14 protein-coding genes are annotated in these 17,656 nt (G+C 43.0%); 3 read left to right on the top strand and 11 right to left on the bottom strand.

Annotation, left to right across the window (positions count from 1 at the left end; translation table 11 throughout):
• Positions 1 to 28: 28 nt before the first annotated feature.
• From nqrF to FHS24_RS04440, 6 genes are all read right to left on the bottom strand, one after another.
• Positions 29 to 1,264, bottom strand: coding sequence for an NADH:ubiquinone reductase (Na(+)-transporting) subunit F (gene nqrF / locus FHS24_RS04465; protein WP_183619200.1), 1,236 nt, complete (start codon positions 1,262 to 1,264; stop codon positions 29 to 31).
• A gap of 123 nt (positions 1,265 to 1,387) precedes the next feature.
• Positions 1,388 to 1,996 (bottom strand): NADH:ubiquinone reductase (Na(+)-transporting) subunit E, encoded by a 609-nt coding sequence (gene nqrE / locus FHS24_RS04460; protein WP_183619198.1) that lies wholly within the window; start codon positions 1,994 to 1,996, stop codon positions 1,388 to 1,390.
• A complete protein-coding gene (locus FHS24_RS04455; RefSeq protein WP_183619196.1) occupies positions 1,996 to 2,667 on the bottom strand; it encodes an NADH:ubiquinone reductase (Na(+)-transporting) subunit D in 672 nt (223 codons plus the stop codon). The genes nqrE and FHS24_RS04455 overlap by 1 nt, the downstream gene beginning before the upstream one ends.
• Before the next feature lies 1 nt (position 2,668).
• Complete coding sequence (locus FHS24_RS04450) at positions 2,669 to 3,601, bottom strand: Na(+)-translocating NADH-quinone reductase subunit C (protein ID WP_183619194.1); 933 nt, start codon at positions 3,599 to 3,601, stop codon at positions 2,669 to 2,671.
• Positions 3,582 to 4,817, bottom strand: coding sequence for an NADH:ubiquinone reductase (Na(+)-transporting) subunit B (locus FHS24_RS04445; RefSeq protein WP_183619192.1), 1,236 nt, complete (start codon positions 4,815 to 4,817; stop codon positions 3,582 to 3,584). Before FHS24_RS04445 ends, FHS24_RS04450 begins: the two co-directional genes overlap by 20 nt.
• 5 nt (positions 4,818 to 4,822) lie before the next feature.
• Positions 4,823 to 6,175, bottom strand: coding sequence for a Na(+)-translocating NADH-quinone reductase subunit A (locus tag FHS24_RS04440; RefSeq protein ID WP_183619190.1), 1,353 nt, complete (start codon positions 6,173 to 6,175; stop codon positions 4,823 to 4,825).
• Between the two features lie 1,032 nt (positions 6,176 to 7,207).
• Between FHS24_RS04440 and hisA the strand changes: the two genes are divergently transcribed.
• From hisA to FHS24_RS04425, 3 genes are all read left to right on the top strand, one after another.
• Positions 7,208 to 7,948, top strand: coding sequence for a 1-(5-phosphoribosyl)-5-[(5-phosphoribosylamino)methylideneamino]imidazole-4-carboxamide isomerase (gene hisA, locus FHS24_RS04435; RefSeq protein WP_183619188.1), 741 nt, complete (start codon positions 7,208 to 7,210; stop codon positions 7,946 to 7,948).
• A 175-nt stretch (positions 7,949 to 8,123) separates the two neighbouring features.
• The gene (locus FHS24_RS04430; protein ID WP_227671688.1) at positions 8,124 to 9,797 is read left to right on the top strand and encodes a mechanosensitive ion channel family protein; all 1,674 of its coding nucleotides are present in this window, start codon (positions 8,124 to 8,126) and stop codon (positions 9,795 to 9,797) included.
• Between the two features lie 84 nt (positions 9,798 to 9,881).
• The gene (locus FHS24_RS04425) at positions 9,882 to 10,202 is read left to right on the top strand and encodes a hypothetical protein (RefSeq protein WP_183619186.1); all 321 of its coding nucleotides are present in this window, start codon (positions 9,882 to 9,884) and stop codon (positions 10,200 to 10,202) included.
• Between the two features lie 140 nt (positions 10,203 to 10,342).
• Here FHS24_RS04425 and rnr read toward each other — a convergent pair whose 3' ends face one another.
• The 5 genes from rnr to FHS24_RS12325 all read right to left on the bottom strand — a co-directional run.
• Positions 10,343 to 12,640: a ribonuclease R gene (gene rnr / locus FHS24_RS04420; RefSeq protein ID WP_183619184.1), complete on the bottom strand. Its 2,298-nt coding sequence runs from the start codon at positions 12,638 to 12,640 to the stop codon at positions 10,343 to 10,345.
• Positions 12,641 to 12,795: 155 nt separating this feature from the next.
• Positions 12,796 to 14,040 carry a toxic anion resistance protein gene (locus FHS24_RS04415; protein WP_183619182.1) on the bottom strand — a complete coding sequence of 415 codons (1,245 nt, stop codon included), beginning with the start codon at positions 14,038 to 14,040 and terminating at the stop codon, positions 12,796 to 12,798.
• A 427-nt stretch (positions 14,041 to 14,467) separates the two neighbouring features.
• Complete coding sequence (infC, locus tag FHS24_RS04410) at positions 14,468 to 14,971, bottom strand: translation initiation factor IF-3 (protein WP_183619180.1); 504 nt, start codon at positions 14,969 to 14,971, stop codon at positions 14,468 to 14,470.
• A gap of 23 nt (positions 14,972 to 14,994) precedes the next feature.
• Positions 14,995 to 16,929, bottom strand: coding sequence for a threonine--tRNA ligase (gene thrS, locus FHS24_RS04405; RefSeq protein WP_183619178.1), 1,935 nt, complete (start codon positions 16,927 to 16,929; stop codon positions 14,995 to 14,997).
• A 521-nt stretch (positions 16,930 to 17,450) separates the two neighbouring features.
• Positions 17,451 to 17,656, bottom strand: a 206-nt coding sequence (locus FHS24_RS12325; protein ID WP_221185014.1) for a hypothetical protein, incomplete at its 5' end; no start/stop codon positions are given.

Raw genomic sequence — 17,656 nt, 5'->3', positions numbered from 1 at the left:
CATTTAACCAAGCAGCTTAACCACCCACTTAACCACCGAAGTCATCAAGCATGATATTTTCATCTTCCACACCTAAGCTGTGTAGCATGTCGATAACCGCCGCATTCATCATCGGTGGCCCACACATGTAGAATTCACAGTCTTCAGGATTTGGATGATCTTTCAGATAGTTTTCAAGTAGCACGTTATGGATAAAGCCGGTTGGACCTTCCCAATTGTCTTCTGGTAATGGATCAGACAAGGCCACATGCCACTCAAAGTTATCAAACTCCTCTTCTAGTTGATCATAATCCTCAACATAGAACATCTCACGAATCGAACGCGCACCATACCAAAAGCTAATCTTACGGTCAGTATGTAAGCGCTTAAGCTGATCGAAGATGTGCGAGCGCATCGGCGCCATACCTGCACCACCACCGACGAAAATCATTTCAGCGTCAGTCTTTTTGGCAAAGAATTCACCATAAGGACCAGAAACCGTCACTTTATCGCCAGGCACTAGGCTAAATACCCAAGAGGACATTTTGCCGGGTGGAATACCGTCAGGACCACGTGGTGGAGGACTGGCGATACGAATATTAAACTTGATAATGCCTTTTTCGTCTGGGTAATTAGCCATTGAATAAGCACGAATCACTGGCTCATCAACTTTTGACACGTAGTTGAAGATACCAAATTTTTCCCAGTCTTCACGATACTCTTCGTCAACCACGAAGTCTTTATAATGTACTTCATGCGGTGGCGCTTCTAGCTGTACATAACCACCGGCACGGAAGTTAACTTCTTCGCCATCTGGAATTTTAAGTACCAATTCTTTAATAAAGGTGGCAACGTTATCATTAGAGACAACCTCACATTCCCACTTTTGTACATCAAAGAATTCAGGGTCAATCTCGATTTTCATGTCTTGCTTAACAGCTACCTGACAGGCAAGACGCATGTGGTTACGGATTTCACCTTGGGTAAAGTAACCTTCTTCGGTAGGCAGGATAGAACCGCCCCCTTCAATAACGCGGCAACGACACTGCGCACACGTACCACCGCCACCACAGGCTGAAGATAAGAAAATACCTTCGCTTGCCAGTGTTTGTAGCAGTTTACCGCCTGCGGGTGTCACAACATCATTTTCGGGATTGTCATTAATATGGATAGTAACATCGCCTGAACTGACCAGTCTTGAGCGCGCCGCCAAAATAATGGCAACGAGACCCATGATGATCAAGGTAAACATAGCAACGCCACCAATCGCCGTAGCGTAATCCATGGTAGGTATCCTTAATCTATGGAGTAGGGGAGCGAAAAAACGTCATTGCGTATTTCCTGAACCCCTACCGAATAAATGAATTAAATAGGTCAAATCGCTAAATAGGCTTTTAAGCTTAGCGGTTTAAATTGACATACCGCCAAAAGACATAAAGCCAAGTGACATCAGACCGACCGTGACAAAGGTAATACCAAGACCACGCAGCGGTGCTGGAATGTCTGAGTATTTTAGCTTTTCACGGATACCCGCCAATGCGGTAATCGCCAATGCCCAACCAAAACCTGCGCCTACGCCATAGACAACTGATTCGCTGAAATTATAGTCACGTTCAACCATGAATAGCACGCCACCTAAAATGGCACAGTTAACAGTAATCAGCGGTAAGAATACGCCTAGCGCGTTATACAGACTTGGGACGAACTTATCCAAGAACATCTCTAGAATCTGTACCGTCGCAGCAATCAAACCGATATAACTGAGCAGACCCAAAAAGCTTAAGTCGATATCTGGGAAGCCTGCCCATGCCAGCGCACCATCTTTTAGGATGAACTGAAACAGTAGGTTATTTAGCGGTACAGTAATCGCCATAACGACAATGACTGCAACACCAAGACCGATAGCGGTTGAGACTTTTTTCGATACCGCCAAAAAAGTACACATGCCTAAGAAGTAGGCCAGCGCCATATTCTCGATAAAGACCGAGGTTATAAATAAACTGACATAATGTCCCATTAGTGACCGCCCCCTTGTGCCATGCCTTTAGACTGCGGCTTCATTACAAATTCAGCGTCTTCGACCTGATCAGGTTTCCATGTACGGATAATCACGATAAACAGGGCGATAATAAAGAATGCTGACGGTGGTAACAACAATAGACCATTTGGTACATACCAGCCACCATCGGTCGCGGTTTGTAAAACAGTGATACCAAACCAGCTGCCTGCACCCAAAAGCTCACGGATGCTGGCGACAAATAGCAATACTGCCGAATAACCTAGACCGTTACCAATACCATCTAAGAAACTTGGAATAGGCGGATTGCTCATCGCAAATGCTTCGGCACGACCCATCACGATACAGTTGGTGATAATCAAACCAACGAATACTGATAAGCCTTTACTTACATCATAAGCGACCGCTTTTAGGATCTGATCGACCAAGATAACCAGCGAGGCAATAATCGTCATCTGCACGATAATACGAATGCTCGATGGAATCTGCTTACGGATGATAGAGATAAAAAAGCTTGAAAACGCGGTGACCAAGGTCAACGCCACACTCATTACCAACGCATTTGCCACACTTGTGGTAACCGCCAATGCTGAACAGATACCTAAGATTTGTAGGGCAATAGGATTATTATCAAAGATGGGCGAGGTTAAAATACTTTTTGTATCAGCCATGTTATGCCTCCTTGCCGTGTGCTGCTGGTACTACTGCTACCAGTTCGGTTACGGGATGCGCCTGCTGTTGATGTAGGTTTTGACCCAGCTTTTTATACGGGCTTTGACTGGCTTTGACTTCAGTATCTGCCAGTGTTTTACCACTTTCTTCACGCAGCTGGTCTAAGTACGGCTTATAGCCTTGCTCGCCAAGCCAAAACTGAATCATATTGCTAACGCCACGACCAGTTAACGTTGCGCCACTAATACCATCGACCCAGTTGTCTTTTGGATTACCAGCTTTGCTTACACCAGTCGCAACAGCACCGTTCTCGTCATAAGAGTGAATGCCGCTCCACATGGCGCGCCACTCTGGCTCTTCGATACGAGCGCCTAGACCTGGGGTTTCTTTATGCTCATAGAAACTGATACCTTTAATGGTATTCATGTCACTTTCAAGCGTTAAGAAACCATAAATCGTACCCCACAGTCCATAACCTTGAATCGGCAGAACCACCATTTCAGGCTGGCCAGTGTCATCACTTTTGACATAGACTTTGGCATATTTAGGCTTACGACCGATACCAGCAGGATCATTGCCGCCTAGGTCTTCACTCAGTGCTTTATTCTTAGTTGCTTGACTGGCATCGTAAGCGTTACGATCAGGGATGCCAGCAGCGGTAAGCGCATCATCATCAAGGTAATTACCTTTATTAAGGTCAACGATTTTTACCTCAAAGTCTTTAAAACGTTCAGCCACATCTTCATTGGTGTCAGATGCAGGGTCAAACATACCAGCTGCAACCAAGATGTTCTTATTACGGTCTAAACGCGCGTTTTCTACTTGCGCTGGTTTTAAACCAACAGCAGCAGCTGAGACCAATACAGAACACACCAAGCATAGCGTCAACGCCACACTGATGGTCTTTGCATTATTACTTTTGGGCTTGGACATAACGAACCCTCCGTGCCGTTTGGCGCTTAATATTTGCTTGCGTCACAAAATAGTCAAACAATGGCGCAAATAAGTTGGCGAATAAAATGGCAAGCATGATGCCTTCTGGGAAAGCTGGGTTGATGACACGAATCAATACGGTCATAAAACCAATCAAGATACCATAAGCCCAGCGGCCTTTATTGGTGTGTGCGGCAGAAACAGGATCGGTCGCCATAAATACAGCACCAAAGGCGAAGCCACCGATAACTAAATGCCAGTAAAACGGCAAACTCATCATCATATTGTCTTCAGAGCCAATCATATTAAAGACAAGGGATGTGGCAATCAGACCAACTACACAACCTGCCATGATGCGCCATGAGGCGATGCGTGTCCAAAGTAGAACCACTGCACCCATTAAGATAGCTAGCGTCGATACTTCACCGATACTACCTTGCATGTTGCCTAAGAATGCATCACTCCACGTGATGGCATTACCATAGACATCAACGAAATCTTGTGGGACAACGCCAAGTGCGGCAAGGCCAAGTGGCGTTGCACCTGAGAAACCATCAACCGCTGTCCATATTGAGTCGCCTGACATATAAGCAGGATAAGCAAAGTATAAGAACGCACGACCTGATAGGGCCGGGTTAAGGAAGTTTTTACCCGTACCGCCAAAGACTTCTTTTGCCACGACCACACCGAAGATAATACCTAGGGCAACCTGCCATAAAGGAATATCTGGTGGTAGCGTTAGCGCAAACAGTACAGAGGTTACAAAGAAACCTTCGTTAACTTCGTGTCCACGTACCACGGCAAAGATAATCTCACAGAGGATACCGACGCCAAAGGTGACGATATAAATAGGTAAGAACTGCATGGCCCCGTAGACAAAGCTTGCCCAGATACTGTCTGGGTTGTAGCCCGCCATACTGGTAATAACGGTACGCCAGCCTTCAGGCTGTAAGCCTAAGGTTGCAATCGCGGTCAATGCTTGATGACCGATGTTGTACATGCCCCAAAACATAGCAGGGAAGGTACATAACCAAACGGTAATCATAATACGCTTAAGGTCAATGCCGTCGCGTACGTGTGATGATGCGTATGTGGTTGAGCCTGGTTGACGCAAAAACGTATCAAACATCTCAAAGATGGCATAGTATTTTGCGTGTTTGCCACCCTTGGTGAAAGACGGCTCCATACGATCGAACATATTGTGTAAAAATTTCATCGTGGTTAGCCCTCCAGCTCAATGCGCGTTAAGTTATCACGCAAAATATCGCCGAATTCATATTTGCCAGGAGATACGAAGGTGCATAATGCCAAATCTTCTTCGTCCAATTCAAGTACACCCAAATCGACGGCGCTGATGATGTCTTCGACAATCAAAGCACGTAATAGCTGCGTTGGCAGATAGTCTTGTGGCATGACTTCTTCATAGACACCGATTGGCACCATCGCGCGCGGCGAACCATTGCTCGAAGTGGTAAAGTCGTATTTCTTACTACCAAAGAACTTAGAGATGTAAATAGGTAGTTTTGAGAAGCGGTTTGCGCCTGGCGTAAAGAAGTGGAACGCTGGACGCTCACGACCTTCAGTAAGTACACTGACTTGATTATGGAAGCGACCAAGATAAGCCGTATTACCAAACACTTTGCGACCCGATAGCACAGAACCTGAAATGATACGGTTCTCACTTGCTTCAAGCTGACCTTTGGTCAATGCCGTGATATCAGCACCGCGTTCGGTGACGATTAAATGCGGGTTTTTAACGGCAGGACCGGCAAGGCTCAGCATACGGCGCGTATATAAGCGACCGGTGGTAAATAGCTTACCAATGGCAATCACGTCTTGATAACCAATCGTCCAAACGGTCACGCCGCGCATGATAGGATGCAAAAAGTGAATGTGCGTACCAGCAAGACCGGCTGGATGTTTACCGGCAAAGCTATCATACTCAGTGACATTATTAGTCGCCGTTTTGGCAACTGGCGTCAACTGGGCATCACCGTGATGGCAGACAAAGGTCTTGGGGCTGAGCGTTGATAATACGGCAAGTCCGTCGTTAAACGCCTGCAATTGCTCATTAATCAGCAACATCGGATCAAACGCCAATGGATTGGTATCCATAGCGGTGACAAAGATAGCGTGGGGACGGGCCCCGATTTCGGGAGCACGGCTATAAGGACGCGTACGGAACGCGGTCCATTCACCAGAGGCAAGCAGTTGGGTTTCAACGACTTCAGAATCTAGGTCAGCAAGTTGCTGGGAGTCGTAGCGCTGAAATTCTACTTCTTCACCGTTTGGGTCGACCGCAATCACAAGACTTTCGAACACACGACGCTCACCGCGATTAACGGCGACGACCTTACCAGCAGCAGGGGCAGTGTAGATAACGCCGACACGTTTTTTATCTTCAAAAACGGGCTGACCTTTTGCTACGATGTCGCCTTCTTTGACATTCATAGTGGGCTTCATGCCCACATAATCATAGCCAACAAGTGCCACATGGGAAGGTCTGTGCTCAGATATCTCGCGGGAGGGTTCACCAGTGATGGGTAAATCCAAACCTTTTTTGATGGTAATCATAAGCGAAAACTTAGTCCATAGTCTAAAACGATACCAGACGTCCTGTTTGGTATATCGGCAGCATGAATGGTAACGCCATCACTAAAATAACCAAATCATATCTTATAAAAAGACAGCGATAAGGTTTTCTAATAATGACACTTCATGACTACTAGTAAGAGTATTAACGCTGACCTTAGACTCCTTAACAACACGTTAATGTCTTATTCGAATGACCAAAGTGACGACTGGCTACCAAGGTGTACACTAAAACCTTCCAATCTCAAGCCAGCCTCAACTAGGCTAACATCAGATAAAAGACAGTTTTACCATACGATTTATTAAAATCTTAAAATTTGTAGTATTCAAAATCCTAATATCTATAAATCAGAATATCTGTACATCATAGAATCTTTGTGATTTAAACAGCGCTATTCATTTGAATGAATATAAATGAGAGATAAGTGACTTGCTTATATTTTGTCCAAGCCATCTTTTAGAAAATTATCTAAGCACTGTCTAATGACCTATGATTACAGGGCAAACTCAATTGCTTGATAAGCGTAAGCATTAATCTGGTTGTCAACGCTCAGCTCGTATTTACCTTGTGCTGATTGAAATCGTCGATAGGTAGCAGACGATTAGGTTTTATCGCACAAATACAAATTTACCTAGGATTATACGCTAAACTGACCTAAAATTGCCAGTTGGTAATTGAATTTACCTAATGTTGCTAGTGAATCCACGTGCTAAAACTTATGGTTATGATTGTCATTTTTTTGCCATTATTCAGCCAAATTTTAAGCATTTTTTTTATTTTCTACTCTCATTTTAATATTTAACGAATTTCTCCTAACAGCCGCTTTTAATTTGCTATGCTAAATGACTTTATACGCAGTCGCTTTTAAGTAGCCATTTATTATGTGGCTATTTATTATGTGGCTATTTATTATGTGGCTATTGATTAAGTGGCTATTGATTAAGTGGCTATTGAAGCTTGTTTCACCTTTAATGGTTTTTTATTGTCCATATCGTTTTTATAAGGAATGCTATATGTGTGCTGTCCCTGTCATTATCCCTGCTATTGATTTAAAAGATGGTAAATGTGTGCGCTTAAAACAAGGTCGTATGGAAGATGATACGGTATTTTCTGATGATCCAGTTGCGATGGCAGCGCGTTGGGTCAATGAAGGCGCGCGTCGCTTGCATTTGGTCGATTTAAATGGCGCATTTGACGGGATTCCAGTACATAAGCAAGTGGTCAATGACATTGCTAAAGCCTTTCCTAAGCTGCCGATTCAATTGGGCGGCGGTGTGCGCAATATGAAAACCATCGAGCAGTATATTAGTGCTGGTTTGACTTACATCATCATTGGCACCAAAGCCGTTGAGGAGCCTGATTTTGTGGCCGAAGCTTGCCGTGAATTTGCCGGACACATCATCGTCGGTATCGATGCCAAAGACGGCATGGTTGCGACGCACGGTTGGGCAAACGTTACTGATACAAAAGCTACTGAGCTTGCTAAGCGTTTTGCTGATGTCGGCGTATCGTCAATCGTTTATACCGATATCAACCGTGATGGCATGATGCAAGGCGTCAACGTCGAGCAGACGGTCAACTTGGCGCGTGAAGGCGGCTTGCCTGTGATTGCATCAGGCGGCGTCACCGATATGAAGGATATCGAACTGCTCAAACCTTATGGTGATTGTATCGAAGGTATCATCACTGGTCGTGCTATCTATGAAGGCACCTTAGATTTGGGTGAAGCGCAGCTTTATCTGGATGGTAAGTAGTTTTTAAAGCGCTATATTTGCAGAGCATTATTAGAAATAAGTATAAAGCTAAAATAAAAAAGGGATACTTATGGCAGCGTATTTTGACAAGCCTAAGTTAAGCAGGCTACAACGGTTGCGCATAACGACAATGGTCTGCAGTCAGTTGCTATTGCTACTAAGTGTCCTTTTAAGTATGCCCACTTACGCGGCTGAAAAAAGTAGTACAAGTGAGGTTGTTGTACTCACTAATGATGTTGCTGATAATAGTATAACTGATAATGAACAAAGCGCTCAGACGACTACTGCACTAACTGTTAATGACCCAGCTATCAACAATCCAGCTACCAGTGATTTAAACAATGGGCTAAATAGTAATATAACTATCACGCCTGAGATTCCTAATAACTCCGACACTGCACCGTCGACGCCAGTCGAGCTACCACCGGTTATCAGCGGTGAAAGCACCAACAATGCTCAAATCGAAACCACCCCAACACCATTAAAAGACAATGACATTCGTCAACGTATCAGTGGTATTTTTTCCGAAATTGACGGCTTGCAAGCGGTTCATGTTAGTGTCAACCAAGGGGTTGTTACCTTAACCGGTGAGACGCCTAATGAGAAAAAAGCCCAACAAGCCATTAATTTGACCAATCGCTTAACGGACGTAGTGACGGTAGAAGATAGAATCAATCGCACGCTTGATGTGCAAGATAATGTCTCGACCGTTTACCAAAGCCTTAAGGCGCAAACCAAAAATTTAGTCAAAGCCTTGCCGTTATTACTAGTAGGGATTGTTTTATTTGCCTTGGTCACATGGTTTGGCAGCTGGTTATCCAATCGCAAAAAGATGTGGCAACGCCTTACGCCCAATCCTTTTGTTGCCGAATTGCTCGCCCAAACCGTTAAAGTCATCTTTATCGTTTTTGGTCTTATCTTAGCGTTAAGTTTGATTGGTGCCGAGACGATCTTGGGCACGTTACTTGGCGGTGCAGGGGTCATAGGTATCGCCGTAGGTTTCGCCGTCAAGGATACCATTGAAAACTATATTGCTTCCTTGATGCTCAGTATTCGGCAACCCTTTCGCGCCCGCGATCATATTTTGATTAATAATCAAGAGGGCATTGTGGTACGCCTGACTTCACGCGCGACTATTTTGATGACTTTAGATGGCAACCAGTTACGTATTCCCAATGCTGAAGTCTTTAAAGCAACGATTTTAAATTACACCAAAAACCCTGAGCGCCGTTTTACTTTTGAATTAGGCGTAGATGCCAATGACGATCCGCTTGCTGCTATTAAAGTAGGTATCGATGCGATATGTCAGTTGGGTTTTGCTCTAGATAAACCAAAGGTTACAGCCGTCATCAAAGAAGTTGGTGACTCAAATATTATTTTGCAGTTTCAAGTATGGGTCAATCAATTAGAAGCTGATTTTTCCAAAGCCCGCAGTATTGCCATTCGCGAGACTAAGCATGCCTTGGAAGACGAAGGCTTTAGCTTACCCGAGCCGATTTATCAGTTACGCTTTAACCATAATCTAGAAAAAGCGTTTGAGTATTTCCAAAGCAGTCAAACTGCTGATAAAGTTCAAGCGCAAGTAATAGTACCGTCGAATATTGCTGAAGCTTCTGACGTTTCTAGCTCTTCTAAAATATCTAACGAGGTTCAAGCTACTGAAACTGCAATTGAGGACAAAGATAAAAAACAAGCCAAAGCGCGGGCAAAGCATATTTTAGAAGGTCGGAATGCTGATGACGTACTGGATGCTCGCCCTGATGAGAAGCTGATGGAAAAAGTCGAGCAAGAAATTGCCGAAAATTCAGATGAAACTGATTTATTAAGTAATAGTAGCCCGCAAGAATAGCGTTCAATACCACATGGAAAAGTCGGCATAAAAAATGCAGTGAAACGTTTATCTACATTTTATCGCAATAGACGAGACATTTTTATGCAAATGAAACATCTGATTATTTTCGCTTTGGCAGGCATCGTTATTCTATTAGGCTTTAATATGATGACCGGCAGCCAACGTGAGAAAAATAGAGAGGCAATAACCGCTAGTACGAATTCTGAAAATATTGATGATGATTTAGCTGTAGCTGAAAGCAAGGGTACTAATACTAGCGACGTTAATAGTAATACAGCAGATATTGCAAGTCAGCCTTTAGGACAGCAACCAAAAGCCATCCTTGATAATGCTACTACCAAGATAGAGCAAGCAGAGCAGGTCAGTCAACAACGTGCTGAGCAAACAGTGAATGCTCAATGATTTTTTAGCGCTTAGATTTTAGTGCTTAAATAAGCCACGTCTCAATCTGGCCGTTTAATTAACTATCAATTAATCGACACATATAAAAAAAGACTAACGATAACGTTAGTCTTTTTTTGTTTCTTAAGAGCTAAACCGCCTTAGCTTTTTTTGCTACCGCCTCTACCACCACGGTTGCTACTTTTTTTAGCAGACGTTTTGTTGGCAGGGGTTTTGCTAGCCGACGTTTTCTTTGGCTGATCTCTTTTGGTTTGATTCATTTGGCTTGCTTGCAGCTTTTCTTTTAAATCAAAGTCAATTTGTAGTAGGTCCATATTGACGCCCGCTACTTTTACTTTAATCAAATCACCGAGACCAAACACTGTACCTCTGTCTTTACCGATAAGCTGTTGCTGCTGCTCATCATAGACAAAGAAATCGTCACCAACGTTTGAGATATGCACTAAGCCATCGATATATAAATCGGTCAAGGTCACAAATAGACCGAAGCTAGTAACAGTAGTCACCACTCCATCAAACTCTTCGCCGACATGATCTTTCATATAATGACATTTGAGCCAAGATTCTACATAGCGCGATGCTTTTTCAGCGCGGCGCTCAGTATCTGAGGTTTGCGTGCCAGCACCGTCAAGCGAGAAGTCCATCACTGGCTGCTGACTATTCGTTACTTTTGCTTTAATCGCGCGATGCAGCATTAAATCAGGATAGCGGCGAATCGGCGAGGTAAAGTGGCTATATTCGTCATAAGCGAGACCAAAGTGACCGATATTGTCAGGCGCATAGTTCGCTTGCATCATCGAGCGCAGCAGCATACTGTGAATACTAATCGCGTCAGGACGGTCTTTAGTGGCTTCGATAATCCGCTGATAGTCCGCTTGCGTTGGGCTTTCTTCTGGGAAGCTTAGGCCAAAGTTTTTCGCATATTCGTGAATACGCATCGATTTTTCGCCGTCAGGCTTATCATGGTTACGATATAAAACAGGCAGCTCATTTTTTAGCGCAAAGTTTGCCGCACAGGTATTGGCAAGCAGCATGCACTCTTCGATAAGCTTTTGCGCATCACCGCGCGTACGCGGTAAGATTGCTTCGATACCACCTTTTTCATTAAACTTAATATATGTCTCAACCGTTTCAAACTCCATGGCATGGCGCTCTTCACGCTTTTTAACCAATAGCTCATACAATTGATACAAGGTATCGACCGATTTCTTAACGTCCTTATTGCCCGTTAATGACTCAGGTACGCTCTTATCGCTTGGATTCTCTAAATAAGCGTTTACCTGATTATAGGTCAAACGCGCTTGCGAATGCATAACTCCAGGATAGAACTCATAGCCCGTAACCTTGCCTGCACGCGATATCTTGATATCGGCAACCATACATAGGCGGTCAAGATCAGGGTTTAATGAACACAGACCGTTAGACAATACTTCTGGCAACATCGGAATCACGCGATGCGGAAAATAGACTGACGTGCCGCGCTCGTAAGCATCTTTATCGAGTGGCGAGTTTGGCGTGACGTAATAACTGACATCAGCAATCGCCACTAAAACACGATAGTTACCGCCTGAGCGTTTTTCGGCAAATACTGCATCATCAAAATCGCGCGCATCTTCACCATCAATGGTAATTAGCGGTAAATCACGTAAATCTCTACGACCTTTTAAGTCTTTTTCGGTTGGTTCTTGATAAGCATTGGCTTGTTCAAGTGCCGCTTCATTAAAGTCTGATGGGATATCATAGTTGAGTAAGGTAGTCTCGATAATTAACTCACGGTCGTTATCATCGGATAGCACTTCAGTGATTTTACCGGTGGCAAATTCATGCTGGTTTGGCCAATCGATAATATCGACTTTAACCGGCGCACCTTGTTTTGCATTAAACGCTTGCACGTTTTCTTCAGTAACGGTAATCGGCTGATGATTGTTTGGGCTACCAAGTTCAACAAAGTAGCCGTCTTCATCATGCGCCAATGTACCAATAAAGTTGCTTTGGCGGCGTTCAACGACATCGACAATACGCCCTTCGGTACGACCACGATTATCCGTTGACGTGCCAACAGCTTCTACTGTATCGCCATTAAAGACCCAACGCATTTGCTTTTCATGCAAGAACAGGTCAGGCATATCACTTAGTAATACAAAACCAAAACCTTTTGGATGCGCAGTTACCGTACCTGTGACGATATCGTGCTTAGTCACCGTACGATAGCGATAAGGACGCCCGTCACGGTTTACTTGGCCATCACGTGACATTGCTTTTAAGCGATTGCCTAAAGCGTCAAATTGGTCAGGGTCATCAATATTAAAGGCTTTTGCCAATTGTTGATGTGTGACTTCGCCATGTTCATTAATCGTACTGAGTATCAGTTCGCGACTAGGAATAGGATTGTCATATTTTTGTGCCTCAGTTGAGGCGTTTGGATCGTTCCAACTCATAAAGTACCGTATCTATTTTTAAAATTATTAATAGGAGCTATCTTAACACGAACAACGTCGCAATATCTTAGGTCAATTGTCTTATCTGTATTAGATAGCAAGTAGCTGTCAGCTTTAATAGCTAGCAGCATTCGACGTCCTAGCTAAACTAAATATCAAATATCGATATCGACCGTATTTGATTGATTGGTTATTTTTTTACTGTCTAGCTCCTTCGATACCTCAAGTACTGTCGTCTGATTCGACTTATCGAGATACTTCTGCGCTTTATCCACTTCAGTCGTCAAAGTATTGACTGTCTGCTTCATATTTTCTAAGGCTTCAATTTTATAATTGCTAATCATATCCATCGTATCATAGACATTATTAAAGGCATTCTGCAATTTATCAAGCTCAATCGTACTACTGGTTGCTTGCTCGTGAATTTCCAATGATTGACGCTTGAGCATCACCGACGTTGATTCAATCAAGCTGCTAGTCGTTTTATTCAACGCCGTGATTTGGTCGAGCACCAGTTTTTGATTGGTCATCGCTTGAGCGACAACTACCGCCGTACGTAATGCAGAAATAGTCGTCGTGGTCGCGCGATCTACGCCTTTAATCAACTCTAAGTTATTTTTACGGATGGTATCAAGGGCTAAGTAACCTTGGATATTTACTGCCAACTGGGTTAAGAAGTCGGTATTCTTTTGACGCACATAAAACAGCATCTCTTCTTTAATGATACGCGCTTTTTCAGGGTCAGTCGCTTCAACGGCATAAACCTTTTGCTCAAGCTGCTCATCGATTTTTTTACCGACATAGATATATTGGCGAATCGATTGCATGAGTTCCCACATATTGACTTTTTCTTGCTCAATCATGGCATTGTCTTTGAGTAGCTCATCTTTACCATTATAAAGACTAGTAACTACCGCGTTGATATGTGATTGCGCTGACTCGTACTGACGGAAATAATCTTGAACTTTATTGCCAAATGGGATGAGACCAAACAGCTTACGTGAGCTGGTTAGCTCTTTTTTGCTTGGGTCTAAATCTTCGACAATCCCGCGCAGCTCAGTCAATGACTTGGCAATAGGGGAGTTATCAAACAAGCTATTATTAAGACTTTTCGCCGGTAAATCGAGCATACGATTAGACACTTGCGCCGATTCGCGAATCTCTTTATTACCCAAGTTATGGATAGATTGTACGTTTTGTTGAAACTCAGAGCTATGTACTGAGTTATTAATCACATGATCAACAAAGGCGTCGACCTTGGCATCAAGTTCTGGAATTTGGCTTTCGTCTAGCTTCACCATTTGATCGGCTTCGCTTTTTTGTATTTCTTTCACTGGTTCAGGCGCGGTCAAAGTGATACTTGGCGTCGAGGTGTTTTCGGGTGGGGTTAATTCTTGCATGGTATATCCTATAATAGCTGAAAAGGGCGTTGTTGGTTACCAACGACATTAAGTTTTTAATGAGACTCTTAGTTAGTCGTGGTATCGATTGTTTTTATGCCCTTAATGATTTTATTCGAATTATATTTAAGAGTGATAGCGCTGACCTTTAGATTAACTGGTAATGAAAAGGTTGAGAAGATGGATTTTGTAAACTGCGGTTTATAAAAGGTTTATAAATAATATTTACTGATTGTAGTTAACTCGTTATATGCAAAAATACGTATTTAGGGCTTTGAATATTAAAAAACCACCAATATCCCGTAGCATATTGATGGTTAAGATTATAACTATCTCTATCAACGATCTGTCTATATTAGTTAATCATTCATATTAACTAACAGTCACATTGATTTACAGCCACCACTAGCAGCAATCTATTAGCAGATTACTTTTTCTTAGTAGGCCCAAGCAGCATACCCATTTGGCGACCTTCCATCTTTGGATATTGCTCGACGTTTGCAATCTCAGCAGTGTCTTCGATGATACGATCAAGTTGCTTGCGACCAATCTCTTGGTGCGCCATCTCACGACCACGGAAGCGAATACTGATTTTAACTTTGTCTTGGTCTTCTAAGAAGCTGACGATTTTTTTCAGTTTTACCTGATAATCGGCTTCTTCAGTACTAGGACGCAATTTCATCTCTTTAAGCTGAGTTTGCTTTTGGTTCTTCTTAGCTTCTTTCGCCTTTTGCTTTTGATCATAGAGGAAATGTTTATAATCCATGATTTTGCATACTGGCGGTTTGGCTTCAGGAACCAATTCGACCAAATCTAGACTGTCTTCACGTGCCGCTTTCATCGCGGTGTCGATATCGACCACGCCCATCTGTTCGCCGTCTTCTTTAACGAGACGGACTTCTTTGGCTGTGATATCTTCGTTGATGTTCAAACGGTTTGACTGTTTAATAGGTATTACTCCTCATCTGTTTTTGGGGTCTGTCGGCCTTTTTTACCAACAGCAGTCTGTACTAATGTAATAAATTCTGTAACACTCATCACGCCAAGGTTTTCACCTTCACGAGTACGGACATTGACACTGCCCGATTCGACTTCTTTATCCCCTAATACTAGCATATAGGGAACGCGTTCTAATGTTTTCTCTCGTATCTTAAATCCAATCTTTTCGTTACGCAAGTCGCTAGTGGCTCGTAAACCCGCATTTTTCAGCTGACTGACCACATTTTCACACGCATCTGCCTGTTTATCAGTGATATTCATCACCGCTACTTGCTGCGGTGCTAGCCATACTGGCATCCAGCCGGCGTAGTTTTCAATCAAGATACCGATAAAGCGCTCAAACGAACCTAAAATTGCACGGTGCAACATAATAGGTACTTCACGCTCATTTTGTTCATTAACAAATTCAGCATCAAGACGCTCCGGCATATTTGGATCGACCTGAATGGTACCGCACTGCCAGACGCGACCCAATGAATCCTTTAGACTAAATTCAATCTTTGGACCATAAAACGCGCCTTCACCCGGCAAATATTCCCAGTCAAGACCTGAGCTATCTAGAGCATCGGCTAGTGCTTTCTCAGCAAAGTCCCAAGATTCATCGCTACCAACACGTTTTTCAGGACGGGTCGAGAGCTTCATGATGATATTGTCAAAACCAAAATCTTCATAAACAGCAAGGGTCAGCTTAATAAAATCCGCGACTTCTTGCTGAATTTGCGCTTGCGTACAGAAGATATGCGCATCATCTTGGGTAAAACCACGTACGCGCATCAAACCATGCAATGAGCCTGATGGTTCATTACGATGGCACGAGCCAAACTCTGCCATACGTAGCGGCAATTCACGGTAAGATTTTAAACCTTGGTTGAATACTTGCACGTGACACGGGCAGTTCATCGGTTTTACCGCATAATCACGGTTTTCACTCGATGTGGTAAACATATTGGTGGCATAGTTGCCCCAATGTCCTGAGCGTTCCCACAAGCTGCGATCGACGATTTGCGGAGTTTTAATTTCTTCATAGCCATTATCATTTTGTACTTTACGCATATATTGCTCAAGTACCTGATAAATTGTCCAACCATTAGCATGCCAAAACACCATACCCGGCGCTTGCTCTTGCATATGGAACAGATTTAACGCTTTACCGATCTTACGATGGTCACGCTTTTCCGCTTCTTCAATACGTTGGATATAAGCTTTTAAATCTTTTTTATCCGCCCACGCAGTACCATAAATACGTTGTAGCTGTTCGTTCTTAGCATCGCCGCGCCAATAAGCACCTGACATTTTAGTCAATTTGAATACTTTTAAGAAGCGAGTGTTTGGCACGTGAGGACCACGGCACATATCGACATATTCTTGATGATGATACAGACCAAAGGCTTCTTCGCCCGGCATATCATTAATAAGTTTAAGCTTATAGTCTTCGCCGCGCTCTTCAAATATCTTGATTACTTCATCACGTGGCGTCGTTTTTTTTATAACGTCATAATCTTGCTTAATCAGCTCCATCATGCGTTTTTCAATTTTTTCCATGTGCTCAGGGGTAAATGGCGTCTCACTATAGATATCATAATAAAAGCCATCTTCGATAACAGGACCAATCACCATTTTTACATCAGGATATAGCTGCTTAACGGCATGACCTAATAAGTGGGCACATGAATGGCGAATGATATCGACACCGTCAGCATCTTTCGGCGTCACGATTTCAACTTTGGCATCATGGGCGATAGGGTCGTGCGCATCGACTAACTGACCATCTACGCGCCCAGCGACCGTCGCTTTCGCCAATCCAGCCCCAATACTTTGCGCCACTTCCATGACGGTTGTATTGCCTTCAAAGTTTTTTACGCTACCATCGGGTAAAGTAATCGCTACCATAATCTATTCACCTTTTTGGGTCCGTTGGCAGTGATGATTGCAACCATCAATCATATAACCGTAAGACCACGTCAATTATATCTAACTGCTATGATATGTTGTAAGAGATAGATATCACTTAATGGCAAAGGCTTAAATTAGCAGCCTCTTAGCTAAGTCTGATAAGAAGAGCCATTAAGTAATATTGTAAAGTCAGCTATTATAGCAAAAACTGTCTATCAACACTAGATAGATAGGGAGTAGTGGCTGTTAGGAATAGCTTTCTATATAGTCATTGATAAGTTTCTATATATAGGCGCTTTCCATATCAATATCAATACAGTCACATAAAAGAGTGCATAGTCCTAAAAGCGGCCATTAAAGTAGGTTGATGATGGCATTTGAAAGACAGTAATAATGTAGTTAGATAGAATGCTTTTAGGGCTAAAAGTCTATTTACCACATAATTTGGAAATAGTAATATTGGTTGATACTCTAACCCATTGAAAACAATCGACTATTCAAATCTTAGTGAAAATACTTTAAAAACCTTTGATAAAGCAGTTGACACCCCAGTCAAAATCTATATAATACGCCCCACAGCAAAGGAAGCTAGGCAATAAGTTAACCAACTTATCACTTAGATTACCGAGTTGAAACAATTTATAAAAAAGCTTGACAAACCAAATCATTATGATATGATAGTCAGCTCGCTTCAAGGCATAACCCATATGGTTTAAGCCAATGA

The sequence above is a fragment of the Psychrobacter luti genome (assembly GCF_014192115.1).
Classification (GTDB): Bacteria; Pseudomonadota; Gammaproteobacteria; order Pseudomonadales; family Moraxellaceae; genus Psychrobacter; species Psychrobacter luti.
Note: the sequence above shows the minus strand (reverse complement) of the source record. Positions and strands in the feature narration are given on the sequence as shown.

What these genes read in the sequence shown, in the direction of transcription:
- nqrF (WP_183619200.1), bottom strand. Translation starts at nt 1,264, where the DNA reads ATGGATTACGCTACGGCGATTGGTGGCGTTGCTATGTTTACCTTGATC.
- nqrE (WP_183619198.1), bottom strand. Translation starts at nt 1,996, where the DNA reads ATGGGACATTATGTCAGTTTATTTATAACCTCGGTCTTTATCGAGAAT.
- FHS24_RS04455 (WP_183619196.1), bottom strand. Translation starts at nt 2,667, where the DNA reads ATGGCTGATACAAAAAGTATTTTAACCTCGCCCATCTTTGATAATAAT.
- FHS24_RS04450 (WP_183619194.1), bottom strand. Translation starts at nt 3,601, where the DNA reads ATGTCCAAGCCCAAAAGTAATAATGCAAAGACCATCAGTGTGGCGTTG.
- FHS24_RS04445 (WP_183619192.1), bottom strand. Translation starts at nt 4,817, where the DNA reads ATGAAATTTTTACACAATATGTTCGATCGTATGGAGCCGTCTTTCACC.
- FHS24_RS04440 (WP_183619190.1), bottom strand. Translation starts at nt 6,175, where the DNA reads ATGATTACCATCAAAAAAGGTTTGGATTTACCCATCACTGGTGAACCC.
- hisA (WP_183619188.1), top strand. Translation starts at nt 7,208, where the DNA reads ATGTGTGCTGTCCCTGTCATTATCCCTGCTATTGATTTAAAAGATGGT.
- FHS24_RS04430 (WP_227671688.1), top strand. Translation starts at nt 8,124, where the DNA reads ATGCCCACTTACGCGGCTGAAAAAAGTAGTACAAGTGAGGTTGTTGTA.
- FHS24_RS04425 (WP_183619186.1), top strand. Translation starts at nt 9,882, where the DNA reads ATGCAAATGAAACATCTGATTATTTTCGCTTTGGCAGGCATCGTTATT.
- rnr (WP_183619184.1), bottom strand. Translation starts at nt 12,640, where the DNA reads ATGAGTTGGAACGATCCAAACGCCTCAACTGAGGCACAAAAATATGAC.
- FHS24_RS04415 (WP_183619182.1), bottom strand. Translation starts at nt 14,040, where the DNA reads ATGCAAGAATTAACCCCACCCGAAAACACCTCGACGCCAAGTATCACT.
- thrS (WP_183619178.1), bottom strand. Translation starts at nt 16,929, where the DNA reads ATGGTAGCGATTACTTTACCCGATGGTAGCGTAAAAAACTTTGAAGGC.